23 protein-coding genes are annotated in these 25,755 nt (G+C 60.5%); 11 read left to right on the top strand and 12 right to left on the bottom strand.

The genetic code is table 11. The features are described 5' to 3' along the window. Nucleotides 1–244 precede the first annotated feature (244 nt). Both HBH1_RS06225 and HBH1_RS06220 read right to left on the bottom strand, forming a co-directional pair. Nucleotides 245–829, bottom strand: coding sequence for a PIN domain-containing protein (locus HBH1_RS06225; RefSeq protein ID WP_102662009.1), 585 nt, complete (start codon nt 827–829; stop codon nt 245–247). Next, nucleotides 829–1,302, bottom strand: coding sequence for a helix-turn-helix domain-containing protein (locus HBH1_RS06220; RefSeq protein WP_158243278.1), 474 nt, complete (start codon nt 1,300–1,302; stop codon nt 829–831). Before HBH1_RS06220 ends, HBH1_RS06225 begins: the two co-directional genes overlap by 1 nt. A gap of 561 nt (nt 1,303–1,863) precedes the next feature. Between HBH1_RS06220 and HBH1_RS06210 the strand changes: the two genes are divergently transcribed. From HBH1_RS06210 to HBH1_RS06200, 3 genes are all read left to right on the top strand, one after another. Continuing rightward, nucleotides 1,864–2,454, top strand: a complete 591-nt coding sequence (locus tag HBH1_RS06210; RefSeq protein WP_146012825.1) for a hypothetical protein — start codon at nt 1,864–1,866, stop codon at nt 2,452–2,454. A gap of 328 nt (nt 2,455–2,782) precedes the next feature. Further along, complete coding sequence (locus HBH1_RS06205) at nt 2,783–3,523, top strand: SDR family NAD(P)-dependent oxidoreductase (RefSeq protein WP_102662006.1); 741 nt, start codon at nt 2,783–2,785, stop codon at nt 3,521–3,523. Nucleotides 3,524–3,619: 96 nt separating this feature from the next. Further along, nucleotides 3,620–4,120 carry a cupin domain-containing protein gene (locus tag HBH1_RS06200; protein WP_102662005.1) on the top strand — a complete coding sequence of 167 codons (501 nt, stop codon included), beginning with the start codon at nt 3,620–3,622 and terminating at the stop codon, nt 4,118–4,120. 51 nt (nt 4,121–4,171) lie between these two features. Here HBH1_RS06200 and HBH1_RS06195 read toward each other — a convergent pair whose 3' ends face one another. Continuing rightward, a complete protein-coding gene (locus HBH1_RS06195; protein ID WP_166757946.1) occupies nt 4,172–4,732 on the bottom strand; it encodes an RBBP9/YdeN family alpha/beta hydrolase in 561 nt (186 codons plus the stop codon). Nucleotides 4,733–4,840: 108 nt separating this feature from the next. Here HBH1_RS06195 and HBH1_RS06190 point away from each other — a divergent pair, with 108 nt between their 5' ends. Further along, entirely contained in the window at nt 4,841–5,311 is a 471-nt protein-coding gene (locus HBH1_RS06190; RefSeq protein WP_102662004.1) for an Lrp/AsnC family transcriptional regulator, read from the top strand. Between the two features lie 155 nt (nt 5,312–5,466). After that, nucleotides 5,467–5,976, top strand: a complete 510-nt coding sequence (locus HBH1_RS06185) for a glyoxalase superfamily protein (RefSeq protein WP_310009769.1) — start codon at nt 5,467–5,469, stop codon at nt 5,974–5,976. Between the two features lie 144 nt (nt 5,977–6,120). On the opposite strand, the gene HBH1_RS06180 is transcribed toward HBH1_RS06185, so the two are convergent. The 3 genes from HBH1_RS06180 to HBH1_RS06170 form a co-directional block, all read right to left on the bottom strand. Beyond that, complete coding sequence (locus tag HBH1_RS06180; protein WP_102662002.1) at nt 6,121–6,522, bottom strand: limonene-1,2-epoxide hydrolase family protein; 402 nt, start codon at nt 6,520–6,522, stop codon at nt 6,121–6,123. 74 nt (nt 6,523–6,596) lie between these two features. Further along, the gene (locus tag HBH1_RS06175; RefSeq protein WP_102662108.1) at nt 6,597–7,658 is read right to left on the bottom strand and encodes an alkene reductase; all 1,062 of its coding nucleotides are present in this window, start codon (nt 7,656–7,658) and stop codon (nt 6,597–6,599) included. 43 nt (nt 7,659–7,701) lie between these two features. After that, nucleotides 7,702–8,454 (bottom strand): SDR family oxidoreductase, encoded by a 753-nt coding sequence (locus tag HBH1_RS06170; protein WP_233207538.1) that lies wholly within the window; start codon nt 8,452–8,454, stop codon nt 7,702–7,704. Between the two features lie 106 nt (nt 8,455–8,560). Here HBH1_RS06170 and HBH1_RS06165 point away from each other — a divergent pair, with 106 nt between their 5' ends. After that, complete coding sequence (locus tag HBH1_RS06165; RefSeq protein WP_102662001.1) at nt 8,561–9,520, top strand: LysR family transcriptional regulator; 960 nt, start codon at nt 8,561–8,563, stop codon at nt 9,518–9,520. A gap of 328 nt (nt 9,521–9,848) precedes the next feature. On the opposite strand, the gene HBH1_RS06160 is transcribed toward HBH1_RS06165, so the two are convergent. Then, nucleotides 9,849–11,288 carry a sensor domain-containing diguanylate cyclase gene (locus HBH1_RS06160; RefSeq protein ID WP_102662000.1) on the bottom strand — a complete coding sequence of 480 codons (1,440 nt, stop codon included), beginning with the start codon at nt 11,286–11,288 and terminating at the stop codon, nt 9,849–9,851. Between the two features lie 364 nt (nt 11,289–11,652). Here HBH1_RS06160 and HBH1_RS06155 point away from each other — a divergent pair, with 364 nt between their 5' ends. The 4 genes from HBH1_RS06155 to HBH1_RS06140 all read left to right on the top strand — a co-directional run bounded on the left by HBH1_RS06155 (nt 11,653) and on the right by HBH1_RS06140 (nt 14,151). Continuing rightward, nucleotides 11,653–11,889 carry a hypothetical protein gene (locus HBH1_RS06155; RefSeq protein WP_146012824.1) on the top strand — a complete coding sequence of 79 codons (237 nt, stop codon included), beginning with the start codon at nt 11,653–11,655 and terminating at the stop codon, nt 11,887–11,889. A 246-nt stretch (nt 11,890–12,135) separates the two neighbouring features. Then, complete coding sequence (locus tag HBH1_RS06150) at nt 12,136–12,753, top strand: DUF5666 domain-containing protein (RefSeq protein WP_102661998.1); 618 nt, start codon at nt 12,136–12,138, stop codon at nt 12,751–12,753. Between the two features lie 10 nt (nt 12,754–12,763). Continuing rightward, on the top strand, nt 12,764–13,378 hold the full coding sequence (locus HBH1_RS06145; RefSeq protein WP_102661997.1) for a cytochrome b/b6 domain-containing protein: 615 nt from the start codon (nt 12,764–12,766) through the stop codon (nt 13,376–13,378). Continuing rightward, a complete protein-coding gene (locus HBH1_RS06140) occupies nt 13,375–14,151 on the top strand; it encodes a molybdopterin-dependent oxidoreductase (protein ID WP_102661996.1) in 777 nt (258 codons plus the stop codon). Before HBH1_RS06145 ends, HBH1_RS06140 begins: the two co-directional genes overlap by 4 nt. 13 nt (nt 14,152–14,164) lie before the next feature. Here HBH1_RS06140 and HBH1_RS06135 read toward each other — a convergent pair whose 3' ends face one another. Continuing rightward, nucleotides 14,165–15,214 carry an SDR family oxidoreductase gene (locus tag HBH1_RS06135; protein WP_102661995.1) on the bottom strand — a complete coding sequence of 350 codons (1,050 nt, stop codon included), beginning with the start codon at nt 15,212–15,214 and terminating at the stop codon, nt 14,165–14,167. A gap of 120 nt (nt 15,215–15,334) precedes the next feature. On the opposite strand from HBH1_RS06135, the gene HBH1_RS06130 reads away from it, so the two are divergent. Continuing rightward, entirely contained in the window at nt 15,335–16,258 is a 924-nt protein-coding gene (locus HBH1_RS06130; protein WP_208399118.1) for an AraC family transcriptional regulator, read from the top strand. Between the two features lie 217 nt (nt 16,259–16,475). Here HBH1_RS06130 and HBH1_RS06125 read toward each other — a convergent pair whose 3' ends face one another. The 4 genes from HBH1_RS06125 to HBH1_RS06110 all read right to left on the bottom strand — a co-directional run bounded on the left by HBH1_RS06125 (nt 16,476) and on the right by HBH1_RS06110 (nt 25,108). Beyond that, nucleotides 16,476–18,053: a TolC family protein gene (locus HBH1_RS06125; RefSeq protein ID WP_233207537.1), complete on the bottom strand. Its 1,578-nt coding sequence runs from the start codon at nt 18,051–18,053 to the stop codon at nt 16,476–16,478. A 37-nt stretch (nt 18,054–18,090) separates the two neighbouring features. Further along, entirely contained in the window at nt 18,091–19,434 is a 1,344-nt protein-coding gene (locus HBH1_RS06120) for an HlyD family type I secretion periplasmic adaptor subunit (RefSeq protein WP_102661993.1), read from the bottom strand. After that, nucleotides 19,431–21,632: a type I secretion system permease/ATPase gene (locus HBH1_RS06115; RefSeq protein WP_102661992.1), complete on the bottom strand. Its 2,202-nt coding sequence runs from the start codon at nt 21,630–21,632 to the stop codon at nt 19,431–19,433. The genes HBH1_RS06120 and HBH1_RS06115 overlap by 4 nt, the downstream gene beginning before the upstream one ends. 149 nt (nt 21,633–21,781) lie before the next feature. After that, nucleotides 21,782–25,108, bottom strand: a complete 3,327-nt coding sequence (locus tag HBH1_RS06110; RefSeq protein WP_233207536.1) for a calcium-binding protein — start codon at nt 25,106–25,108, stop codon at nt 21,782–21,784. Between the last annotated feature and the right edge of the window lie 647 nt (nt 25,109–25,755).

The following is a 25,755-nucleotide window of genomic DNA, read 5'->3' as shown; positions in this document are numbered from 1 at the left end:
GGATGTCGGGCAGCAGGTCATTGATATGCTTGCCTTGCGGCAAATTCGAGGCGTTATCATGCCACCAGCATGCCGGTGTAATGCCCCAGCGAAACCTGCTCACCTCAAGCAGCTAAGGCAAACGCCTCAGCCGGTGTCTTCATGCCCAGCGCCTGATTTAGCACCTCGCAAACCCTCTTGGGCCTCGGTCGCTCGACGATTGCGAAACGGAATATTCATTTTCATATGCGAATGTTAGGTGCGCTCAAATCAGGTCAATAGCGTCTTGCATACGCGCAGCAGTTTGAGGAAGGCCAGCAACGGCAAATGAATTCGCCAGCTTTTCGGCCGTCAGTGGAGGGTTCTTCATTTTTTCACGCATCTCTTTGATGGCAGAAAGGAACTCCACATTATTAAGGTCATACTGAAAGACCAGAAAGTCGTCGGGGTGGATAATCTCGATCTTATGACGCTCCATTATTTCCTGCTGTGGAAAATCCTTTAGGTTAAACGTCACTATTGCATCAGCGTGTCCGACAATGGCAGCAGCAAGTACGTGGCGATCATTGGCATCAGGAAGCGTCAAGCTTTCGATAAGATATTCGTAACCCTCAATTACTGAATCTTCAATAGCATCAATCATCTGCTGGGCAGTACGAGCCAATTTTTCTTCGGTAATGCCTTCTTTCCCTTTTGCCAAAAGGTTACGAATCCATTCGTCTTGAATTTCTTGCGACCATCGAGCATGGAACGCTCCCCGCTCCGCTAACGACAGAAGCAGATTTCGTAACTTCGCGGGATACAACACACACGCATCCAGCACTACTGCGTATTTAGGAACGCCAGCCATTACAGTTGATCGTCCTCATCCAGCTCCTGTCCTTCTTCAATTAAAGCAGCAAGCGCAGCCTTCGATTTTTGCGAGCGCTTTTCTTTATATTCAAGAACATCAGAAAGATGAATTCGACGATGCGACCCAACCATATGAAATTGGATTTTCTTCTCTTCCAATAGACGGATGAGATAAGGGCGAGAAACGTTCAGCATTTGGGCTGCTTGCTGAGTAGTGACATCCATATCCTTGGGCATGACGGCGACCGCTTTGCCTTGGGCCAGATTACCAAGCATATCGGCAAACAAGCGTAGGACTCGGGGTGGAAGCTTTAAGGTCGGCGCGCCTTCGATTCGCTCCACACCGTCTTCAAGTAAAGCAATGCTTAATGCCTTGGAATGGTCCAATGCTTTGACGATGCAGCGTTGAGCTGTCTTCGCCATCTCCAGGTCTTCCCTGCTCTCCAATGCGTCAAGATCATGGGTGGACACGTTAATTCTCCTATTGCTTGCGTGAAATATTGGTCGAGACAGGAGCCTCAAATCCATTTTAAACAAATCATATGAAATAAACGCAATATCCGCAACAGAATAATGATTATATCCACGGCGCCAAAAACGTCTAATGTATGCGTCAAAATGGGCTGCCGCACCAGGCCGGACGGGCTCCGGCGGCTGATAGAAATTCGAGTCAAAACTGATCTATTTAGCGAGCAGGCGCGGAGTGGGGGCAACCGCGCGCGGGGTGGAAAAGTGATTATCACTGTCCGTCGGCGGGCCTCTGGCCCTGCAGATCACGCATAAGCTGCATGCAGGCTTCCCCTGCCCGGCCGCCGATTCCCCCCATCCGCTGGACCTGAATCAATACCTGGTGAATCGCCTCGCCTGTAAGCTATCCGCAATCGGCCATCCTTGCATGATGAAGCAACAAGTACAATACGTTCCGGCCGGAGGGGGGAATGACATCCCGGCCGCCGTTACTGCAGGTCGCGGTGCAGGAGCACCCCGGCATCGCCACGTCCCGTTCCTTCATCTCACAATATTAATTTCGCCATGAAGTCACTTCTTGCGTCTCTCTTGTCACTCGCTGTACTGGGCGGGTGCACCTCACGCGGCTGGCTCGAAAACACCGCACACCCACCTGCAGAGGACGAGTCCTATTTCGTCATCGGTGTTACTCCATCCAATCATCGCGTCTCGGTGTTCCCTGGCGAGATCGAAAATGGAGTGTTTCATCAGAGCCGCATATACTCTGCCGCGCTCTATGGGGCCGCCAAGGATGGCTTCGTCGTCGGGAAGTCGCCGGCCGGCCGGGTGCTGGCCATCACCAAGGTCAGAGTCGTGGAAGACGAAAACGCGGTGCTGCGGGGACGCAACTTCGTACCCTGTGAGTCGGCGCAGACGTTCGTGTTCAGCGTTCCCAAGGGCAAGGTCATCTATATCGGTTCGGTGGATTACGCTTTCCAAAACGATAAATTGCGGGTGCGTTACCGAGACGATCTCGCCGAAGCGACCAAATACATCGATGCGAACTACCCTGAGCTGAAAGGACTGACGGAGTATCAGGCTCCACAACTGCTACGGACCGACACGAGTTGCAGCCCGGGCACGATGTACATCCCGATCTACATCAGATCGAAGTGATACTAGGGCCTGTTCACATTTAATCTGCGAGATGCGTTGGCGCCAACCCTCCGGGAGAGGCCGCCAAGCGTCGCATTCCGTTGTTGCAGCTCCTTGCTATAGCACCACTACGGCGCGTCGCTGCGCCTAGGCAGTCAACGCTTGGCGACCTCTCGCACTCGTAGATTAGCCCTAGCACCGCGCTCGCCGGTCTCATTAAGCTCTCTATGCCACTGATGATCCGGCAGCGCCCGGAGCCGTGGCCCGCCATCGACCAAAAGCAGGCCTTCATCCAAGTGAGGCGAACGTTTATCAACTTGTTATGCACCCAACCGAATAGGCTTCCACGATGTCACAGGCTCCCGTCGCACTTATCACAGGCTCAACTTCTGGCATCGGTGTGGCAATTGCCCGCCGGCTCGCAAGCGAAGGCTATTCAATCGTATTGCACTCGCGCAATTCGGTAGAGGCCGGGCAACGACTAGCGCTCGAACTCGGATCGGCCATCTATGTGCAAGCTGATTTGGCTAATAATGACGACAGGGTGCGACTGATCCGCGAAGCAATAGCATCTTGGGGGCGGCTGGATGTGCTGGTTAATAACGCAGGAATCAGCCGTGTTATTTCGCACCAGGATTTGGCTGCCGCAACGCCCGATGTGTGGCATGAGCTGTATGAAGTGAACGTGGTTGCTCCTTTTCGTTTGATCGCTGAGGCTGAATCGGCCTTGCGTGATTCGAAACGCTTCGGTCGACCCGGCTGCATAGTCAACATCAGCTCCCATGCTGGCGTCCGCCCGAAGGGCGCATCGATTCCCTATTCAGCGACCAAGGCAGCCTTGAATCATATGACCCGGCTACTCGCTGTTTCACTTGCGCCCGACATCCGAGTAAATGCTGTCGCCCCGGGATTGGTCGATACACCACTGACCGCAGACTGGACCCAGGCGCAGCAAATCTGGAAGGAGCGCTCGCCGATGCGCCGATCTGCCCGTCCGGAGGACATCGCCCAAGCCGTTGCGATGTTGGTCGCATCGGACTATCTCACCGGAGAAATCCTACTATCGGATGGCGGATTGAATCTAACCTAGGCCCTGTTCACACCAGATCTGCGAGTGCGAGAGTTCGTCAAGAACGGGAAGCATTAGGGCGCATAACCCCCTTCCACCTTTCCATCACACTGAAAAATGTCCCGACATCGCTTCGAAGAATTGATTTCCCATCTGAAACTTCAACCGCATCCGGAGGGAGGTTTCTATCGCGAGACCCATCGCAGCCAGGAGCGCGTAGCGCGCTCAACGGGCGGTTCGCCACGCGCGGCGGCGACCGCGATCTATTACCTTCTCGGTGGCGAGGATAGGTCAACCTGGCACCGGATCGATGCAGAAGAGATGTGGCACTTCTATGAAGGTGACCCTCTGCACGTCCATGTCCTGCAGCCGCACGGGGCGCTTCAGACTTTCCGCCTGGGCAATCCGCTGGAGCATGACGGCGCCGATTTCCAGGCGCTGGTCCCGGCAGGCGCCTGGTTTGCGGCGGAGTGTACGGTTCAAGACGGTCACAGTCTGGTGGGCTGCACGGTGGCGCCAGGCTTCGAATTTGATGCGTTTGAAATCGCCCAGGCAGAGTTGCTGCTGGAAGATTGGCCGCAGCACCAGGAACTGATCAGACGGTTAGCACGGAAGTGACGGTCGCTTGGCAATGCGATGGGAATTTTCTTTCCACGATGCGCATATTGACTATAGGGTCTCTCGGCCGCGATCAGTGGAAATGGACATTCTTGCGAGCAAATCCAGCCCTTCCGGCCAGGCACCTAGCTTGCTTTCCGCATTGAGGTGCCCCTTCGCTCCAACCTCGACGAATTCGCTGCCCCAGGCATTGGCGCATTCTCGGCCGTGGTCCACGCTACCGTAGGGATCGTCCGTGCTACAGACGACGACCGTCGGAAACCTTAATGGCACCAGAGGTATAGGTGCGAATCCATGCGCCGCGCCACGCGGAAATGAAGGTGCCGCTGGATCGGGAACTGCGACCAGCAAGGCGCCGCCAATCTTCTTTTCCGAATGTGCAGCCCAATGTGCGACCGCTAGGCATCCAAGGCTATGTGCTACCAGCAGGGTGTTTGCAGGAGCATCGACAAGTTGTCGCTCCAGAGACGATACCCAGTCGTCGCGCTCCACTTTGTCCCAATTCTCGACGATGAGGCGCCGCCAATCCGGATACGAAGACTGCCATAGGCTCTGCCAGTGAGAAGGGCCAGAGTTGCCGATGCCGGGAACCACAAGGACGGAATGATGCATTTGCGAAATCTCCATTGATGAAACAGTGCTCATTGTATTGAGACCCGAACTAAGGCAACATCGACATTCGAATGAATTGACGGCACTGAACCGATGAATTGACGGAAGATGATGGACCCGACAAATGAAATTAAAGCGGAGGCATTAGACCGCCTGGACTGGCGCATCTTGGAGGCCCTTCAACACAATGCGCGCATGAGCAATACAGAGCTGGGAAAGCAGATTGGTCTATCTCAACCAGCCATCACCGCCCGCATCAGGAAATTGGAAGACCGAGGTGTTATCGAAGGCTATACGGCAAAAATAAATCCCGGCTTGGTGGGCCACAATATCTCCGCAATGGTACGGATTCGTACCACCCACGCGGAGATCAAGCGCTGCTTGTTCGCCTTCGAGGCGATGCCCGAGATTATTGAAGCACACCGCATAACTGGGGAAGATTGCTTCATTGTGCGTGTGGTCGTTGAAGAGATGGCGCAGCTGGAAGCTGCTATCGATGCGCTGGCGCGGTTTGGGCCAGTTACCACGTCAGTAATTCTGGCAAGTTACCCGTCGAAAGCTATCGTTCCAAGGGCTTGAATCACCTTTACGATGAAGGTCTGTGGTGACTACGATCCTGGTCACCAGTAGATCGTCGTCCACGCTCTCGACCGAAAGAGTATTCAAACAAAGCGGTTGCAAACCGGCAGCTTAGAGGTACGCGTCAGGCTGCTGTCGGACGGTTTTGGACGGTCGTGACCGTTCTTGACTTTTCAGCGCGGCACCCTGCTCTGCTGAGCCCAACGGCCGAATTCGACCAAGTGCAGGCAGAGTGGGAATCCCGCGTTGTCTGTGTCAGCAAATTAAGCTCTCAATCCATTGAAGAAATGACAAACAGAATTCATTCACCGATACCAATACTCAGGATTTTCGACGAGGCGAAGGCACTGTCCTTTTACGTCGAGTGGCTAAATTTCAAAATTGATTGGCAACATCGTTTTGACAAGCATCTGCCCCTATATCTGCAGATTTCCCGGGAGAGCTGCATTCTGCATCTATCGGAGCATCATGGGGATGCCTGCCCGGGATCTGCGTTGCGCGTCCCGGTAGGGAACGTGGACGAGCTCTACCGGGAACTGAAAGGCCGTCCATACAAGGGATATTTCCCGGAGGTGAAGGCAACTCCCTGGGGCAGCCGAGATATGTCGATTCTGGACCCATTTGGTAATCGAATCGTCTTCACTACTGACGCCGAGAGCAACTGACGGCAGCTATCGGCCAGAAGCGGAGTTGACCAATAGGCCATTCTCCAGGCCCAGATAAGCGCAAGATAATGCGTTATCCCCCTGCCCCGACTTTCAAAATCTCATGATTTTTTAACCCCCACAATCCGGCGCGAGCTCGAAAACCTACGACCGGATCAGTGCCAGCTGCCGGTCGAAATCGGCGGGATCGAAATAATCACGCCATACGGTGATCTCGCCGTTCTCGATGGTCAGAGTCCCCATTACGGGCAGGCTGATGATTCCGCCATTCACATGCCTGAACACATCCACGCGTTCGTTCAGGACGACGTTGCCCTGGGCTGCGATGTGTGTGACCTTCCAGTCCAGCACAAACTCTGTTCCGATTCCGAACTGGCGATGAAACTTGCCGGTTTCTGCTCGTCCGATAATGTCCGGGAATGGCACGTTGTCGTAAAGCACATCGGCAGCCAACATAGCGAGTGCTGCATCGATGCGGTTGTGATTCCAGTGATCAAAGAAGGTTTGGGCGATTTCGATCGGGGTGGCGGCTTGGGACAAAGACATGATTTTTCCTTTCGGTCTAGCTGGTGTAGGGTTGATCTTCCGGGTCCTGCGGGGGCGAGCCCGGGATTCTCTGCTTAGTAATCGATATAGCCTTCAGCACCTTGCGTGAACCAGGTCTCACGCACATCCTCTTTCAAGGGCAAACCGTGGGCGACACGGTGCGGGAGATCAGCGTTGGCGATATAGAGGCGACCGAAGCTGACAGCGTCGCCCGCTCCGTTGTCAAGATCAGCCTGTGCCCGGGCGATATCGAAATCCGAGTTGAGAATGACGGGGCCGTTGAAGTGCGGCCGCAATTGCGGTGCCAGAGGCTGCATGTAGCCCACCCCGAAGGAGCCGTGAATAGGAGGCTCGCGCAATTCCACATGGCCGATGCCCGCTGACGACAGCATTTCCAGTGTCCCCGCAAAGAGTGTCAGCGGATCGCTATCGCGGATGCCCTGGGTTTCACCATTGGGAGAGAGGCGCACACCAATACGATCTGCCCCGATCGCATCGGAAATACCGATGACAATCTCACGCAGCAAGCGCATGCGGTTCCTGATCGAGCCACCGTAGGCATCGTCACGATGATTGTCGCTGTCGCGCAGGAACTGGTCGATCAGATACCCATTTGAGGCATGGATCTGAATGCCGTCGAAACCAGCCTCCATGGCGTTTCGTGCTGCCCGTACATGTTCGTTGACCACATCCTGGATCTCATCGCTGCGCAGTGCGCGTGCCTGTACTTGGGGTTGGGCACCGGCGTAAGTGTAGGCGTGACCCGGTGCGATTGTCGCTGAGGCCGATATCGGAGTCTGGCCACCCATCAGCGGATGTACGACCCGTCCCATATGCCAGAGTTGCGCGATGATGCGCCCTCCTGCCGCGTGCACCGCGTCCGTCACCAGGCGCCAGCCGGCGATCTGCTGCTGGTTCCAGATGCCAGTGGCAAACGGCCAACCCAAGCCGGTCTGAGAGACTCCGATGGCTTCGCTGATGATCAACCCGGCAGAGGCGCGCTGCGCGTAATACGTTGCCATCATTGGCGTCGGCAAATGCTCGCGGGTGCCGCGCGCGCGCGTCATCGGTGCCATCAGCATGCGGTTGGGGGCGGCGATGGCACCGAGTTGGATTGGGTCGAAGAGCGAGTTCATGAGATCACCTGTCTGTTTTCTGTCGTGTATCGGCGGGCTGGATTTACACCAGGCGCTGGCCGCCATCGATGTGCAAGGTTTCGCCATTCATGAAGTCGTTCTGGATAAGGAACATGACGGCTGCGGCAGCCTGTTGCATCGAGACGATTTTGTTGAGCGGCAACTTGGCGCTCAGATCCGCGACATAGCCATCGCGCGCACTACCCAGGGTGCGACCCAGCAGCGGGGTGTCGGTGGTGCCAGGTGACAGGGTATTGAAGCGACGCGGCGCCAATTCCAGTGCCAGACCGCGCGCGAGTGCCTCCATGGCGGCCGACGCGGCGGCCAGCACGGCGGTGCCCCAGGCATTGGGGCGGTCAGCCAGCACACCTGAGATGAAGGTGATCGATGCATGGTCATCGAGTTGCCGATGGAGCGTGCGAATCACGTCAATGGCAGCCCAGATCCGTTCATCGAATGCGCGGCGCAGGTACCCGGTATCGGCTTCCAGAATCTTGCCTGCGACGAAGGAGCCCGCCATCAGTACCAGATGATCAACGTGGCCGATGTCCTTGAGCGCGGTTTCCACGGCAGCACGCTGTGTGATGTCTGCTGCGCGCCATGCCAGGCCATGCTCGCTGGCGATGCGCGCGGAGCGCTCAGGGTCCGAGCCGACGACGATGACATTGGCACCAGCGTTCTTGGCCTGGAGCGCTGTGGCCAGACCGATTCCGGATGTGCCGCCGAAAATCAGGACGGTCTTGCCTGAGAGAGATTTGTCGGCGAGAAACATGGCTGCGTTGTTGACGGTATTCATGGAGTGCTCCTGAGAAGTAGATGGGTTCACGCAAGTGCGTAATCGCATTCTAGGGAGCCACAACCTGTTCCATAAGGGAGTCAATTGGAATAATATAAGTGCCATCATGGAACAAATAAGCCTGGACCGTCTAACCGGTTTAATCGCTTTCGCAAGAGCGGCCACATTGGGAAGCTATTCCGCAGCAGCGCGCGAAATGGGTATCTCGCCGTCGGCAGTCAGCAAAAGCATCGCTCGCCTGGAGCAACAACTGGGCATCCCACTGTTCATCCGAACTACACGCTCATTAAGGCTGACGCACGAGGGCGAGGCACTCTATGCGAGAGCGCTTCGCCTGCTGCACGAGGCCGAAGAAATCCAGCAGGCGGCCATCTCGACGCGCAGCGGGCCGTCCGGGATCGTGCGGGTCGCGGCACCATATCCGATCGGCGTTCATTTGCTGGGACCTGCACTGGTGCGTTTGCGCGAGCGCTATCCGCGGCTGGTGGTCGACCTACGTATCCGGGATCAGATGGCCGACATGATTTCGGAGGGTATCGATGTCGCGATCCGAGTGGGTGACATTCCCGATTCCCGCCTGATTTCAAGACATCTGGCGCCGCACAGGATCTGCGCCTTCGCTGCACCGGCTTATCTGGCCAGGCGCGGCACCCCCACGCGGCCTGAAGAGCTGGTGCAACATGAATGCGTGAACTTCCGTTTCCAAAGCAGCGGTCAGGCGCTGCGATGGCCTTTCGCGGTGAGTGGCAAAATCGTGGAAATTGCACCGGAAGCCGGGATCGTGGCTGACGTCAGCGATGTGGTGGCGTCTATCGTCATTGCGGGTGGCGGCATCGCTATCATGCCGACCTATCTGGCAGCCACGCACGTGCGGCGTGGCGAGCTGGTACCTCTGTTGACAGCGTTTGCCGTCACGCGCTCCAACATCACCGCGCTATGGCCAGAGAGCCGGCGCGCCAGTCCCAATGTGAAGGCTTTCCTGGGATTGCTGGACGAGGTCTTTGTCTCGCCGCCACAATGGGATATCTTGATCGGTGGACACCCACAACCTGACCGCAGCCAGTAGATCAATGTGGTGCGATTCTGTAAGCGTCGCCAGATGACCAAGCATTGGTGCCAACAAGTCCGCTAACGGCCAGCAACGGTCTTCAATGTGCAAAAGCTTCGCTGCGATTAAAACTTGAGTGCGTATCACCCGCTTGGCAATCAGGCAGGTGACTGGAGTGCTCGACATGGCATCACTAGAAATCATCTGGCGCGGGCACCTGCGTGACCAGATATCGCCAAGGGAGATCGCCAGGCGGCTTGGCTTCTGCAAGAACACGGTTAGCCGCCAACTACGCTGTGAACTGTAGAACCAGCCTATCGTTACCTTGCTCCCTCGATCCCGTTTTCTACAACGCCCCGTGGTCATAAAACCGGATCGCATTGCGACCGGCCGCCTTGGCCTGGTACATGGCAGCATCAGCCCATTTGAAAATATCTTCCGGTGTGGCCAAGGTCCCCAAGTAGAGCACCACGCCGATGCTGGCAGAGCACCGATGCTTCACCGTCTCAGGTTCCTGGGTCGCGTGCTCCACGCTAAGCACATAGGGAGCTGACAGGCTGGCGCCAATTTTGTCGGCAACCGTCCTTGCCTGCGCTGTCGCTTTTGCCAGGTTCGCATCAAGGTCGCTTAGTAACACCACAAACTCATCACCGCCAAAGCGACCTACCGTGTCGACTTCGCGGACGATACCCCTCAAGCGAAGTGCGGCTTCGATCAACAACAAATCACCCACCAAATGGCCGTGCACATCATTTAGCGGCTTGAAATTATCCAGATCAAGCACCAGCAGGGCGTAGTGGCAATTGTTGCGCTGGCTGGCCGCGATGGATTGATTCAGGCGATCGCTCAGCAGGCGGCGGTTTGGCAGGTGAGTCAGCGGGTCATAAAACGCCAGTTGACGCACCTGCTCTTCGAGTTGCCTACGTTCGGTGGTTTCGCGGGTGATACCGTGGTAACCAATGATGGTACCGTCGGCGTCGCGCACAGGTCTGGAATGCAGCTCGCCCCATAGCAGTCGCCCGTCCTTGCAGCGATGCTGTACCTCGAAGGCGAGGGATTCATCCTCCTTGCCCTCCAACTCAGCCTGTCGCCGTTTGCCGAGCATCTCCCGAATGACCGCCATACCTTCATCGGTCAACATTTCAGACACGTGACACCCCAATACCTCGCTGGCGTGGTATCCCCGAACGCGTTCGTCAACCGGACTGATATAGGTAATGTGCAAATTGCTATCAGCTTTCCAGACGACATCGGCGATGTCTTCGGTCAACAGTTTGAAATGCTCTTCCAGCTCACTTAATTTTTCGGCAACCTGATTGCGCTCAACTGAAAGGCTTTCGAGTTGCGCAAGCAGCGTCTGCAATTGCGCATTCGACTGCTGGTGGTCGGCTTCACGTCGTTTTTCGTCCGAAATATCGCGAAACGTACCTGCCAGGCCGAACAAACCCGGTGCCAGCTCGACCTGGTCGCCGCGAAACGCAAGGCAAATGGGCCTGCCCTCTCCGGCGAACACCTCAAGTTCTAGCTGCAAAGCCAAATGATTGGCCATGGCCTGATCGAAAGCTGCATGGAGACGTTCAAGACCGCCATTTGCGAAGGCCTGCATGGACGGGGCCGGAGCATTGCCGGGACTCCCGGTAATACTGGCTAGCAGCCCCTGCGAAGCCTCTGGCAGAAAGAGCGATTTCTTGGCCGGATCGTATTCCCAGTAACCGATACAGCCGATTCGCTGAACAATATCCAGTCGCTTGCCTTCCAGGGTTGCGGAGAAGTTATTCGATTTCACGTGTCTACCTCAGGTCGTTTTTTTTCATACAAGCACTCTTTCTCCGGAGTGTTGATTTGATATCGTTTTGCGGCAATCAGACATACTATTGCCAAAACCAGTGCGACGATCAGGTCCCATCGAACGATAAAACAGGCAGCAGCTGTAGCTTCCTTCTCCACGTCGACAAGTGCGTGATTTCCTTGTAGAGCAAGTCGAGTGGGAGATGGTTTTTTTTAGTTTTTCGTCTAGACGAACGATTCTACTGAAATCCTTTTATCGACTCCAGCGGCTCGTCGAGATTCGTTATGCCACCATTATTGGCCGCCGTCGACCAGAAGCAAATCCATTCTCAACTACTAAGCATTTTTTAACCGGAGATCCCGTGGAAAAGGAAGAACCGATGAGCAACCCGGATACCACCAGCGCCGCCATGCAATACATCATGACGATGCTGCTTCAACGATTGGACGCGACCGGCGCCGTCAAGCTTGACGAGATGATCGCGGGAGTGCAGAGCGATCTTCAGGCGTGCATCGATCCGACTCCCGCCGTGCAGGAGACCTTCAAGGAAACACTGACCCTCCTTCGGTTCGCCAGGAACTGTGGCACCGGCCAGTGAAATGCCACCCTGGGCATTGTCAATCCAGCAGGAACAGGAAGTTTTCGATCAGGCGAAGACCGCCCGGTGGGTATCGAGAAGGCCTCAGACCTGGCGCAATCTCAAGGGCGGATGAGCGCGTCTCAGGCTGCGGCTATTCGGGGTCGTTCCAAAGCTGACATTTTTGTCATTCAAATGTCATGCAAATGACTCCTTTGCGTGACTAGCATGGATGTTTTTCCAACCCACTCAACTGGTCAGGATCTCATGAGCGCATCCCTTCGCAACCTCGTCCATGGCATCGCTGTATCCGCCATCTTCGCCACCTCCGCCTCCTTTGCACAAGCGCCCGCACCCCTGGCCGGTATCCGCGGCGCCATCGTTTCCGTTGCCGCCGACAAGCTGGTCGTCAAGAGCAACCGTGGCGGCGAGCAGACCATAGCCCTCGATAAGGACACCCGTGTCGCCGCCATCTCGCTGGCCAACATCAACGACATCAAGCCCGGCAGCTACATCGGCGCGGCCGGCATCCCGCAGCCGGACGGCTCGCAGAAGGCGCTGGAAGTGCACGTCTTCCCGCCGGCCATGGCCGGCACCGGCGACGGCCACCGTCCGTTCGACCTGGCGCCCAACAGCACCATGACCAACGGCACCGTGGGTGACGTGGTGGCCAGCAACGGCCGCACGCTGACCTTGAAATACAAGGACGGCGAGAAGAAGATCGTGGTGCCGGACGACGTGCCCATCGTCAACATCGAAGCCGGTGAACGCTCCATGCTGGTGGCCGGTGCCAAGGTGGTGGTGCGCGCCCGCAAGAACCCCGACGGCAGCCTGACCGCCGCTTCGGTCAGCGTCGGCCGCAACGGCATCACGCCGCCGATGTAAGAGGCGCGCAATGTCCGGCAGGCTTGCTCTTCATCCGATGGCGGTGCGTATCGCCCACTGGCTCAACGCCTTCGCCATCGGCTGCATGCTGACCAGCGGCTGGGGCATCTACAACGCTTCGCCGATCTTCGGTTTCCGGTTTCCGGCCTGGATGACCCTGGGCGGATGGCTGGGCGGTTCGATCGCCTGGCATTTCGCCGCGATGTGGCTGCTGGTGGTCAATGGCCTGTTCTATCTGGGCTATGGTGCGGCCAGCGGTCATTTCCGCCGGCGCCTGCTGCCGCTGCGCGCGCGCGATGTGGTGGCCGATGCCGCCAGCGCCTTGCGTTTTCGCCTGCCGCATCATCCGGGCGCCTATAACGCTGTACAGAAATTGCTGTACTGGGGAGTCATGCTGCTGGGCGTCGTCGTGGTCTTGTCCGGACTCGCCATCTGGAAGCCGGTGCAGCTGGAACCGCTGTGCAATTTCTTCGGCGGCTTCGACTTCGCGCACAAGGTCCATTTCGCCGCAATGGCGGGTATCGCCGCGTTCGTGGTCGTGCATCTGGCCTTGGTCGCCATCGTACCCAAGACCCTCTTGCCCATGCTGGTCGGGCGCGGGCATACGGAAGGAAACGTGCAATGAGCCGGGCTGACGAAAAACCTCCCCGCCCACCCGAGAAGATCCGACTGGCCGACCATCGCACGTCACTGGTCAAGGTGGAACGTCGTCTGTTACTGCGCTCGGCGCTGTCGCTGGGCGCACTGTCGATGCTGGCCGGTTGCGATCTGCAGGACAACGATAGTGTCGACAAGGCGCTGTGGGCCATGTCGCGCTGGAACGACCGGGTCCAGGCGCTGCTGTTCCGCGGCGACAAGCTGGCGCCGACCTACGCGGCGAGCCAGATCACCAACCCCTTCCCTTTCAACGCGTTCTACGACCAGGCCAGCGCGCCCGACATCGATCCCGCCGACTGGCGCCTGGAGGTGAGCGGAATGGTCGCCGACAAACGGCCATGGACGCTGGAGCGCCTGCGCGCCTTGCCGCAAGCCGCGCAGATCACGCGCCATATCTGCATCGAAGGCTGGAGTGCCATCGGCCAGTGGTCGGGTGTGCCACTCAAGCTTTTCCTGCAGGCCATCGGTGCCGACCTGTCGGCCAGATACGTGGGCTTCAAGTGCGCCGACCGTTACTACACCAGCCTTGACATGCCCACCGCCCTGCATCCGCAGACCATCCTTGCGCTGGACTTCGGCAAGGAGCCGCTGCCGACCGAGTATGGCTTCCCGCTCAAGGTGCGGGTGCCGACGAAGCTCGGCTTCAAGAACCCCAAGCACGTGGCCGCGATCTTCGTGACCAACCAAAACCCCGGCGGCTATTGGGAAGATCAGGGCTACAACTGGTTCAGCGGCATCTGATCCTGCTTCTGGCCTACTTGGAGCGAAGGTCCCGGCCTTTGACCAGCCCCAGCTGAATGAGGCTCTCTGCCGTCGCCACAATGGCATCCTCCCGCGAGCGCGGAGACCAGCCGAGCATGCGTCTTGCCTTCTCAGCAGTCGCATTCAAATTGATGCCCAGCAGCGGTACGGCTGATCGCATCGTTGAATTCTGTTTCGCCGCCAGGCGTGCCATCCAGTTGGGCATCACACGCGTGGGCACTTTGCTGGCGGCCTCGCCAAGACGGCTGCGCAACACCTCGGCAAGCTCGACCATCCACATGCTCTCTCCGGCGATTGCCAGAAACCGCTCACCGGCAGCAGCCGGATGTGTCATCGCGCGCATGTGCAGATCGGCCACGTCGCGCACGTCGACAAAGCCGGAATTGATCTTCAGACAGGCAGGCTGGCCATCCAGCAGGAACTTGACCAGGCGGATCGAGTGCGAGAAGTCCGCACCAAGCACCGGACCGAGGACCGCCACGGGATTGATCGCCGTCAGCTCCATGCCACGCCCCTCTTCCGCCATGAACGCCCAGGCCGCGCGTTCGGAAAGGGTCTTGGATTTCTGGTACGGAGCGACGTCCGGGTTGCCAAGATCGCTCCAGTCGGTTTCATTGAAGGGCCGCTTCATCGGCGGATGGCCGACGCCGATGGCACCGAAGGCTGACGTCAGCACCACGCGCTTGACGCCGGCATCGCGTGCCGCGCGCAGCACCCGTACATTGCCATCGACTGCCGGCCTGATCCAGTCCTCTTCATGTACCTGATCGCCCGATGGCGTCGGCGAAGCGCCATGCATCACGTAGCTGCATCCAGCTGCGGCTTCGCGCCATCCCTGATCCGCACCGAGATCCGCCACGACGAAGGACAAACGATCCCCGGCATCCACGCCGCCTACCTTGAGATGGCTGCGCACTTCTCCTTCGCGCGCCAAGTCACGCACCGTAGTGCGCACGCTATAGCCCGCCTGCAGCAGTGCAATCATGCAATGCTGCGCAATGAATCCTGTCCCACCGGTGACCAGTACCAATGTGTCGCTCATGTCATTTCCCGAATTACCTCGCCGGCCGGAATGGCCAGCGCCGAAGTAAGGGGAAGATAAGGCTTCGAACCCGTATTATGAATAATTGTAAATCCCCATTACTTGCGCGATAGTACGGAAATGCACATCGATCCCTTCTCCGACATCCTCAAATTCACGCGCGCTGAATCCATCGCTACCGGCGGCTTTACGGCTGGCGGCGCGTGGGCGATCCGCTTCCCTGCGCCAGAAAAAATCAAGTTCTTTGCCGTAATAAAGGGAAGCTGCTGGATCGAGCTTGACGGTGAACCGAATCCCATCCGCTTCGACACCGGCGACGTCGGATTGCTGGCGGCACCGCTGGCATTCACGCTGTCCAGCGCACCGGGCGTGCCGGCACTCGACGCGATGGCGTTGTTTTCCGGAGCAGGAAATGCGACAGCAGTCGTGGGAGACGGACAAGACTTCGAGCATATCGGTGGCCACGTGCTGCTCGACCCGACCAGCGGCAAACTGTTGCGCGATGTATTGCCGCCCTGGATACATGTTCCCGCGACGACACCGCAGGCAGCCAGCTTCCGATGGCTGCTGGGTCAGTTGATGGAGGAACGGGCCACCAGCTTGCCGGGTAGCCAATTGGCATCGGCCCAACTGGCGCAGCTGCTGTTCATCCAGATCTTGCGTGCGCATCTGAATAATGCCGGACCGACGCCGCGCGGCTGGCTACGCGCCCTGGCTGAACCCCGCCTGGCGCCAGCGTTGCACCTGATGCACGGCGACCCCGGTCGTACATGGCATCTGGAAGAACTTGCCGAAGCCTGCGCCATGTCGCGTACAACGTTCGCGTCTCGCTTCAAAACTGCCGCCGGCGTGGCGCCACTCACCTACCTGACCGAGTGGCGCATGTGCCTGGCGCAGCGTGCCTTGCGCGAGCAGAACCAGGCGATTGCCACCATGGCGCAGTCGCTAGGCTATACGTCGGAGAGCGCATTCAGCAATGCATTCAAGCGTGTCACCGGGATATCACCCAACACGTATCGCATGGCTGTGCGGACAGGCCGTTGATCAACATTAAACCGCGCGCCGCTGGCGCTGACCTGGCATGACCGGGATCGCCCAGAGACAGACAACAAGCAGGGGAAAAAAGAGGTCGGGATAGTTGACCGATGAGAATTGCGCAAGTCCAGTCTGCTGTCACGGTCATTGAAGATGGCAGGTTCAGGGCGGCGCGTGAGCTGCACTTGCCGCCCTGTCCATGCTCTTCTTGTTGACCTGGGTTGACTCAAGGTTTAGCGTCGGTGGCCAGCACGCTGCGCGACATCCGCCCCGCATTGGCCAGCAGGCGCAGGCGCGCCGAGCGCCAGTCCGACAGTGTGCGGATGCGTTCCTGGCTGGCATCCGATAGCGCGGCCTGGGCGTTGAGCATTTCCACGATGTCGGCGATGCCGCTGTCGTATTTGCGACTGATCGCATCCACCGAGGATTGCGCTGCCTCCAGCAGGCGGCGCGAGGAGGCCAGGTTGCGCAAGGCGGCACTGGCCTCGACATAGGCGGTGGAGATATCGCCCTGTACCTGGGCCTGAACATCACGCAACTCGGCCTGCCTGAGCTCGACCTGGCCTTGCGCGCCCCTGACCTTGTAGGTGCGCGAGAAGCCGTCGAAGAGCGGGATGTTGAGGCTCACACCGACCGTGGTATCACGCTCGCCACGGACGCCGGGGGACTGGTTGGGCCGGCCGTTGATGTATTGCCCGGCACTCAGGTCCACGCTCGGCAAGCCCTCGGCGCGGGTGGCCTGGACTTTTTCACGGGAGGCGTCCAGCTGGGCCTGCGCGGCCAGGATGGCCGGATGCTGCTCGCGTGCGGTCTGCAGCCATTCGCGCAGATCCAGTTCCAGCGCCGGCAGGTCATCGTCAGTGGGAGGCACCAGCGACAGGGTCTGCGCCTCTTCACCGGCCACCGGCGCGCCCATGGCCAGGTTCAGGGCCACCAGCGCCTTCTGGTGCTGGCCGCGGGCGCGGCCAAGCTCCAGTTCGGCCTTGGCGACGAAGGTGCGGGCCTGCAGGGTCTCGGGGCGCGAGCCGACGCCGCGCTGTTCGCGCTTGAGCGCGGTCTCCAGTACCTGGCGCGCCAGCGCTTCGCTCTGGGCGCGGGCCTGCTCGCTGGCCTGGCTGCTCTGGGCGTCGAAATACAATCCGATCACATTGGCCATGGCCTTTTGCAGGGTCGCGTCATGGCCGGCGGCGGCGGCTTCCAGCAGGGCATCGGCGGCGCGCCGGTTGGCCGCACGCGCACCCGCGTCCAGCAGGCGCCAGGTCAGCGCCGCGTAGTAGCTCTGGGTGGAGCGCACGCCCTCGCCTGCGGCCGGGCTGGTCTTGCTGCGCACCTGGCTGGCGCCGGCATTGACGCTGGGCAGGTAGGCCGCACGTGCCTCGCCCAGTTGGGCGGCCTGGACCTTGATGCCGGCCCAGGCGGCCTGGACCTGCGGATGCTGGCACAGCGCCAGGTCGATGGCGTCGGCCAGCGACAGCGGCTCGCGCAGCACGGTCGGGCCGGGGCTGCAGATCAGGCCTTCCTGGTCGCCCGGCAGGGGCTTGCCATGCACCAGCACCGGAGGCTGCGCCAGCAGCGGGTCGGCCAGTGGCGTGGTCAGTTCGTCCAGCATGGCGGCGTGGCTCGCGGGCGGCAACATGGTGCCGGCGATGGCCAGGCTGAAGAGGACGGCGGTGATTTCCTTGAGCTGTTTGAGGTGCGACTCCGGTTTCATTGGCATGGGGTGCTTCATCGGTTTGCTGCGGTTCATCTGTTTCATGGTCGGGGTGAGGGGTGAGGCGTGGGGCGTGGGCGCGGGAGACTTCATGGGACGCTCTGGCAAGGACCTGCAGCGCCCTCCTCCATCAACGTTCATGCAAGGCCTCCTTCTGGTGGCGCACCAGCGGCGAGAGCAGGTATTCGATGACGCGCCGGCTGCCGGTCCTGATTTCCACATTGCTGGCCAGGCCCGACGAAAGCGCCACGCGCTGGCCGTCGATGACGATGCTCTTGTCTTCCAGCACCACGCGTACCGAATAGAGCAAGCCGCGCTTCTCGTCCGGGATGGCGTCACGCGAGACCTGCCGGACCTTGGCACGCAGGGTGCCGTACTTGGTGTAGTCGAAGGCGTCCAGCTTGACCTCGGCCTGCTGGCCGACCTGGACGAAGCCCACATCCTTGTTCTCCAGGAAGGCTTCGATCTCCTGTTCCTTGTCTTCCGGCACGATCTGCATCAGCGGCTGCGCCGCCGGCACCACGCCGCCCACGGTATGCACACTCAGTTGCTGCACCGTCCCGGTCACCGGCGCGGTGAGCCTGAGCAGGCGGCTGTGTTCCTCGGCGCGAACCTGGTCCTGCTGCGCGGCCTCGATGATCTTTTCGGCTTCCACGCGGCTGTCGTGCGCTTCCTTCCGGGTCTGGGCGATCAGCGCGGCGCGCTGGTTGCGGGCGTCGGACAACTGGCCCTGCAGGTCGATGCGGGCCTGCTCGCGCTCCAGCCAGGCATGTTGGGAAACCGTGCGATCAGCCATCAGCGCCTGGTAGTCACGGGCACGCTGGGTGGCCAGGCGCAGGGCCGAGCCATAGCGCCAGATTTCGTCGTCCAGCCGTGCCAGGCGAGCGCGCACCTCCTGGTACTGGCCCTGCAGCTGGCTGCGTACCGAGGCCCACTGGGCCGGCGACACGCCGTCCACCTTGCTCAGTTCGGGCGGCTGCTGGTTCTGCACGGCGTCCATCAGGGCGGCGGCGCGCGCAGCCTGCAGCCTGGCCTGGGCCACCGCATCGGCGGCCTTGGCGCGTTCGGCATCGCTGTTGCTGGAGTCCAGTGCGATCAGCAGATCACCCGCCTCCACACGCTGGCCTTCGGTGACGAACAGGCCCTTCACGCTGGCCAGGTCCACCGAAGCGATGGTCTTCACGCGGGACGTCGGAATGAGCTTGCCGTTGGCGCTGACGATGATGTCGATCTGCCCCACTACCGACCAGACCAGGGCGAAGACCACCAAGCCCACCATCAGGCGGGCGGTCCACAGCAGGCTGGGCAAACCGGGCGACTCCTGCAAGGCCAGGGCGGCCGGCAGGAACTCGGCTTCCTGGCGATTGTAGAAATCACTGGGCAGCGCGTGGCGGGCCTTCCAGTGATGCTGAAACACCCGGACGTAACGGTTGCCCAGCTCGCTCCAGGCCTGACGACGGTGTTGCATCCTCATGCCACGCCTCCCTCGGGCAGCGTCGCGCCTGCAGCTGCGGGGCTGGCTTGCTGGCTCTGCAGTCCGTAGAGATGGGCGTAGATGCCGTCGGGCCGTGCCAGCAGTTCGGCATGGGGGCCGCTTTCGGCGATGCGCCCCTGCTCCATGACGACGATACGGTCGGCGTCGCGCACTGCCGAGAGCCGGTGCGCGATGATGAGCACGGTACGGCCGGCGCAGATCTGGCGCATGTTGTCCTGGATGATCTTTTCGGACTCATAGTCCAGGGCGCTGGTGGCCTCGTCGAAGATGAGGATGCCGGGGTTGGTGATCAGGGCGCGGGCAATCGCGATGCGTTGGCGCTGGCCGCCGGAGAGGCCGCTGCCCTGCTCGCCGACCACGGTGTCGTAGCCTTCGGGCAGCTCGCAGATGAAATCATGGGCGCCGGCCAGGCGGGCGGCGGCGATGATGTCTTCGATCGGCAGGGCCGGATCGGCCAGGGCAATGTTGTCGCGGATGGAGCGGGAGAACAGCGTGCTCTCCTGCAGTACCACGCCGATCTGTCGGCGCAGCGAGGCGGTGTCGATGACGGCGATATCCTGGCCGTCCACGCTGATGCGGCCGCCGTCGCAGAGGTAGAGGCGCTGTACCAGCCGCGCCAGCGTGCTTTTGCCGGAGCCGGAACGGCCGACCACGCCGATGACCTCGCCCGGCGCGATCTCCAGCGAAACCGAATGGATCACCGGCGGGCTTTCGGGGCGGTAGCGGAAGGACACCTGGTCGAAGCTGATGGCCCCGCTCACCTGCGGCAGCCGGGTACGATTGCCGCCGATCTCGGCGCGGGCGTCCAGCACATCGGCCAGACGGCTCATGGAGATGCCGACCTGCTGGAAATCGTTCCACAACTGCGCCATGCGCAGGATCGGCGAAGCCACCTGCCCGGCCAGCATGTTGAAGGCGACCAGCTCGCCCACGGTCAACTCGTTCTTGACCACCAGCAGCGCGCCCAGCCACATGATGCCCACGGTCACCAGCTTGCTCACCAGCGTGACCCCGCCACTGGCCAGCAGGCCGATGTTGGTGCTGCCCAGGCTGGCGGCGACATAGGCGGCCAGTTGCTTGTCCCAGCGCTGCTGCCAGCGCGGTTCCACCGCCATGGACTTGACGGTATCCATGCCGGTCAGGGTCTCTACCAGGAAGGACTGGTTCTCGGCGTTCTTGTTGAACTTGTCGTTCAGGCGCGCCCGCAGCATGGGCGTAAACACCAGCGACAGCGCCAGGTACAGCGGGATCGAGGCCAGCACGATCAGGCTCAGGGTGACGCTGTAGCACAGCATCACGCCCAGGAAGATGAAGGAAAAAACGATATCCAGTACCAGTGTCAGGGCGTTGCTGGTGAGGAAGGAACGGATGTTTTCCAGCTCGCGGATGCGCGCGATCGAGTCACCGGCGCGCCGCACCTGGAAGTAGCCGATCGGCAGGCTCAGCAGATGGGCGAACAGGCGCGAGCCCAGCTCGACATCGATCTTGCTGCTGGTATGGGCGAACACGGCGGTACGAATGCCGGTCAGGGCGGCCTCGAACAGGGTGGCGGCCACCAGCGCCACAGCCACCACGTTGAGCGTCATCATGGCGTGATTGACCAGGACCTTGTCCATCACCACCTGGAAGAACAGGGGCGTCACCAGTCCCAGAAGCTGCAGCACCAGCGAAATCACCAGCACCTCCACCAGCACCTTGCGGTACTTGATCACGGCCGGGATGAACCACGAGAAATCGAAGCGTGCCGATTCACCGGCGTAGCTGGCCTTGCTGGTCAACAGGATCACCCGACCCGACCACAGCGACTCGAAATCGCGCCGTGACAGCACCTGTGGCGGCTGGCCGGGCCGCTGGATGAGGATGCGCAGGCTGCCCCAGTCCCTGGCCTGCCCCTGCTCCAGCTTGGCCAGGATGAAATAACGGCCCTGGCGGTCCACGCCGATGGCCGGCAGGGGCGTGCGTTCCAGGCGCTTGCGGTCCTGGGTGATGCAGCGCGCACTCATACCCAGGGCGCGCGCGCCCAGCAAGAGTTTGTCCAGGGTGAAGGGCTCGCGCCCGAACTGGTGCTGCAACTGCGCGGGATCGGCGGCGATGCCATGCAGGCGCGCCATCATCATCAGGCATTGCAGGGCACTGTCTTGCCCTGCCTGATCGGGATCCTTGTCGGACTGGTTCATAGATTTCCGGATTCTTGAATAGATGCTTCGCGTGGATGGCCATGGCCATCGGCACGCCCTACCCCGCCCTGCCTGCTCGCAGGGGACGCATGGCGTCGCCGCCGGGCGCATGGCCCGGCGTCGGGTACTTCACTTGCTTGGGGTCAGGCTCAGTGGGTGACGGTCATGAGCACCTTGTCCTGGCTGGTCTGCCCGTTGACCCAGGAGGTCTGGGTGGCGGCGGGCGGGGCGAAGCTGGCCATGGCCTGCACCAGCTTGTCGACGTCGCTGTCGTAGAGGGTGTTGCCGTCGGCGGTCTTGATACGCTCGATGCGGTTGTCGCTACCGCTGACACCGCCCACGTACCAGTCCTTCACGGTCACGCGGTCGGTGCTGCCCATGATGTCGATGCACAGGTCGTTGCCGGACCTCCTGAACCAGAGGTTGTTCTGGTTGATGTCGGTCAGTTGCAGCACGTCCATATTGCCCCGGGTCTTGTCGCTGTCGACGATGACATCGCGACCATCGCCCCGGCTGAAGACGTAGGTGTCGTTGCCGGCCTCGCCGATCAGGGTGTCGTTGCCCTTGCCGCCCTTCATGAGGTTGTTGCCGCGATTGCCGGTGAGGATGTTGTCCAGCGCGTTGCCGATGGCGTCCATGTTCTGGTCCCGGATCTTGATCGGGTCCAGCGTGGTGATCATGCTGGCGCCGATCACATCGGCAGCATTGCGCAACTCCTCCAGGGTGAGATAGCGACAGCCGTCGCTGGCCCGCCCGCGCCCGGAATCGGTGATGTAGAAGCCGGCCACTTCGCCGGTACTGGCATCGCAGGCCACGCCGGTGACCGTGATCCTGTGATCCACCCGACAGCCTTCCACACGCGGCGCCCCCCACAGCCTGTCGGCGTTCACCGCCAGCATCACGCCGCGCCCGTCCTTGATCAGCTCGGCCATGCGCTTGACGTTGTAGCCGTCCAGCGTCTCCGCGCGCAGGCCAAAGCTGTTGAGCATGTTCAGCTGCGAGTACTGGTTGCTGGAGCCACGCGTGCCCGGGTCGGGCGAGTCGGTGTTGCACCAGCCGTTGGCAATGGCGCGCTTGATGACATCGCCTTCGCTCACCTTCAGGCCGGCGATGACGCAGACGTTGGCCACGCTGGTTTCACCGCAGGTACCCTGGTAACCGTCCACCTCATCACCCTGGATGTAGTCCAGCCGGTAGTAGTGCGGCGAGCCATAGGTCAGCATCTGGACGCCGTTGATGGTTTCGCGCTCAGGCTTGGTGGCATCCAGCAGGATCAGGTTTTCCAGGTTCTCGCCCAGGGTGTAGCTGATGCGGGAGACCACGGTATCGATCCCTTCGCCGGCGTTTTCGACGATCTTGTCGGCGACGTCATCGACCACGTAGGTATCGTTGCCGCGACCGCCGATCATGGTGTCCACGCCCTTGCCGCCATCGAGGAGGTTGTCGCCGCTGTTGCCGGTGAGCAGGTTGTCCAGCGCGTTGCCGATGGCGTCGAAATTGCCGCCTTCGGTCAGGCGCAGGTCTTCCACCTCGTTGCCGAGCGTGTAGCTGCAGGAGGCGATGACGGTGTCATGCCCCTCGTTGACGTTCTCGACCACCTTGTCATTGGCGTTATCGACGATGTAGATGTCGTCGCCCTTGCCGCCTTCCAGGTAGTCTTCGCCGCTGCCACCGTCGAGCAGGTCATTGCCGACGCCGCCATACAGCCTGTCCCGGCCGGCGCCCCCATAGAGCCGGTCGTCGCCACCGACATCATTGGTCGCCGCGCCGTAGGCACGCCGGAAATCGCCATAGAGCTCGTCGTCGCCGTCGCCGCCCATGAGCAGGTCGTTGCCCTCTTCGCCGTAGAGGAGATCGTTGCCCTCGTCACCGTAGAGCTTGTCGTCGCCACTGCCGCCGCGCAGGCGGTCGTCACCGCTCCCCCCCCACATCTGGTCGTTGCCCAGGCCACCATTCATGGTGTCATTGCCGGCGCCGCCATCCATCACGTCGTCGTCGCTCTGGCCCGGCAGCAAGGACTGCTGCACATTGTTGAAGAGCTGGTAGCCATACATCAGGTCATCGCCATCGCCGCCAAAGAGCGTGTCATTGCCCAGGCCGCCGTACAGTTCGTCCTTGCCGGCGCCACCGACCAGCAGGTCATTGCCGGCATCGCCATCGAGGCGGTCGTCGCCCTCTTCACCGTAGAGCTTGTCGTCGCCGTCCTTGCCGATCAGCCGGTCGTTGCCGGTGCCGCCCCACATGGTGTCGGCGCTGGCGCCGCCGAAGATGATGTCGTCGCCCCCGCCGCCGACAAAGCGGGTGAAGCGGGGGCGGTAGCGACGGATGGCGTCCTCCAGTTCGGAGCCGCTTGCATCGAGGCGGTCGTCGCCGTCGGTGCCGATCAGCAGATCCTGCTCGTCGGCCTTCATCTTGATGTCGCCCGGTTTGAAATTGACGGTGCGCCCGCTATCGAGCTTGAGCGCGTTGTCGTTGTCGCGCAGGCTGCGGAAATGGCTGTCGGGAACGACAGGCGGCCTGGGTGCTGCCACCACCATGGCGGTCGGCAGCGCCACGGCAGCGCCCAGTGCGACCGCTGACGTCTGCAGCGTGCTGCCGCCCTGGGGCTGGCTGGCCACGCCGGACGGGGACGATGCTACTGGCGTGCTGACCAGCACGGGTGTCGGGGTCGGGGTCGGCTTCTCCACGGGAGTGCTCACCGACGTGGGGGTGAGAACCAGTTCTGACTTGACACCAGGCACCACGAGCGGCAACTCCGCCGTCCTGACCACGGTCTTGATTACGGGCGTGAGCACCGGTTCGGGCAGTGGCTTGACGGTCGGCACCAGCCTGGGGCCGGAGGATGGCACCAGACTGGACACCGGGACCGGCGTGCAATCCAGGAACTCGATGATGACACCGGGTGGAAACGCCTGCGACACCGGCACCACGTCCTTGGTGACGATCCATGGCTTGACTGCGTCGGTCCTGGGTGAAGGAGTAGGGACCACGCCCGTGACTGCCGGGCGGAGATTGACCGGCGTCAGCGGGCAGGGGCGGACATTCAACGGCGGAGGACTGGCCAGCGCCGGGCGTGGCGTCGTCATGTTCACCAGTTGGAAGGGACAGGCAAAGCTGGGCTTTGGCGTGGTCTGCGTTGACAGTGGCGTTGGCACCGGCTTGCTCACCGCCGGGAACGGGCAAGCGTAGGGCGAGCTCGACACCGGCAGGCTCACCCGCATGGGCAATGACGGACAAAGGATCATCGACAACGGCCCGTACCCGCCCTGCGACGACACGCCGCCCGCCATGGTGCCGGAGAACCGCTTGATCGCCATCGGCGAGGTGACGGTCGCGGTGAAGGTCGCGGTAAAGATGGAGCTGAAGGCGGCGGTGCTGGTCACGGAGAGCGACACGCCCTTGCGACTGCGTGCAGACGACGAAGCCGCAGACGAGGGCTGGCGACTCATGCGATTGCTGGTGATGGTGATAGACATATTGTTTTTCCTGAGCTGTCTGACATGGAGGAAATGACACGGACGAGCATTTCTCGCGGCCCTTTCGCGTGGGACCCCCATGACCCGCAAAGACGACCGGAACCGGCGGCAGCCTGTCCTTTGTCTTCACGTTTCATGCGTTGATCTTGCAGATCTGTTCATTGCCTGCTCATGTCGATCGCGCTCATCCCGAATTTTCTGGTTTCAAAATTCTTCATATTTCGTCCCGTGCCCATTCAATCGGAGCTTGCTAACGGCGACAATCGCACCATGGTGAAGCTTGTTGATTGACGAGAATTTGTTTATGAGGGGCGGCTTGTCGTCTAAATGAAGAATCATTCACACCATGATTTTTTGGCACCTTGGTCCGCCTGGAGAGCTGGCAACTTCACCATCTCTTCGATGCTTTACAAGTGAAGGTTTGCGCGCCAGTGGGACCAGCAAACAACTTCACATCTTCATCAATTGAAAAGACGTTTTGCGCAGTAACAGTACGAAGGACAAGGTGAATTTCTTGTCACTTCTGATGCCATTGTTGGCGGCGCGGAGGACAGCCCGGCCGTCGTCAGGCGAAGACGAGGAGGAGATCAGGCGGAGATCAGGCAGAGAAATGGAAAACGGCCCCTGGTTCACAGGGGCCGTCTTGA

The organism is Herbaspirillum sp. BH-1 (genome assembly GCF_002870055.1).
In the GTDB taxonomy this organism is placed as follows: domain Bacteria; phylum Pseudomonadota; class Gammaproteobacteria; order Burkholderiales; family Burkholderiaceae_D; genus Herbaspirillum; species Herbaspirillum frisingense.
This window is presented reverse-complemented; position numbering and strand designations above follow the sequence as displayed.

Bases quoted from the DNA above. Each gene is read 5' to 3' on its own strand.
- HBH1_RS06225 (WP_102662009.1), bottom strand. From the start codon at position 829: ATGGCTGGCGTTCCTAAATACGCAGTAGTGCTGGATGCGTGTGTGTTG.
- HBH1_RS06210 (WP_146012825.1), top strand. From the start codon at position 1,864: ATGAAGTCACTTCTTGCGTCTCTCTTGTCACTCGCTGTACTGGGCGGG.
- HBH1_RS06205 (WP_102662006.1), top strand. From the start codon at position 2,783: ATGTCACAGGCTCCCGTCGCACTTATCACAGGCTCAACTTCTGGCATC.
- HBH1_RS06200 (WP_102662005.1), top strand. From the start codon at position 3,620: ATGTCCCGACATCGCTTCGAAGAATTGATTTCCCATCTGAAACTTCAA.
- HBH1_RS06195 (WP_166757946.1), bottom strand. From the start codon at position 4,732: ATGCATCATTCCGTCCTTGTGGTTCCCGGCATCGGCAACTCTGGCCCT.
- HBH1_RS06190 (WP_102662004.1), top strand. From the start codon at position 4,841: ATGATGGACCCGACAAATGAAATTAAAGCGGAGGCATTAGACCGCCTG.
- HBH1_RS06180 (WP_102662002.1), bottom strand. From the start codon at position 6,522: ATGTCTTTGTCCCAAGCCGCCACCCCGATCGAAATCGCCCAAACCTTC.
- HBH1_RS06175 (WP_102662108.1), bottom strand. From the start codon at position 7,658: ATGAACTCGCTCTTCGACCCAATCCAACTCGGTGCCATCGCCGCCCCC.
- HBH1_RS06170 (WP_233207538.1), bottom strand. From the start codon at position 8,454: ATGAATACCGTCAACAACGCAGCCATGTTTCTCGCCGACAAATCTCTC.
- HBH1_RS06165 (WP_102662001.1), top strand. From the start codon at position 8,561: ATGGAACAAATAAGCCTGGACCGTCTAACCGGTTTAATCGCTTTCGCA.
- HBH1_RS06150 (WP_102661998.1), top strand. From the start codon at position 12,136: ATGAGCGCATCCCTTCGCAACCTCGTCCATGGCATCGCTGTATCCGCC.
- HBH1_RS06145 (WP_102661997.1), top strand. From the start codon at position 12,764: ATGTCCGGCAGGCTTGCTCTTCATCCGATGGCGGTGCGTATCGCCCAC.
- HBH1_RS06140 (WP_102661996.1), top strand. From the start codon at position 13,375: ATGAGCCGGGCTGACGAAAAACCTCCCCGCCCACCCGAGAAGATCCGA.
- HBH1_RS06135 (WP_102661995.1), bottom strand. From the start codon at position 15,214: ATGAGCGACACATTGGTACTGGTCACCGGTGGGACAGGATTCATTGCG.
- HBH1_RS06130 (WP_208399118.1), top strand. From the start codon at position 15,335: ATGCACATCGATCCCTTCTCCGACATCCTCAAATTCACGCGCGCTGAA.
- HBH1_RS06125 (WP_233207537.1), bottom strand. From the start codon at position 18,053: ATGAAGTCTCCCGCGCCCACGCCCCACGCCTCACCCCTCACCCCGACC.
- HBH1_RS06120 (WP_102661993.1), bottom strand. From the start codon at position 19,434: ATGAGGATGCAACACCGTCGTCAGGCCTGGAGCGAGCTGGGCAACCGT.
- HBH1_RS06115 (WP_102661992.1), bottom strand. From the start codon at position 21,632: ATGAACCAGTCCGACAAGGATCCCGATCAGGCAGGGCAAGACAGTGCC.
- HBH1_RS06110 (WP_233207536.1), bottom strand. From the start codon at position 25,108: ATGTCTATCACCATCACCAGCAATCGCATGAGTCGCCAGCCCTCGTCT.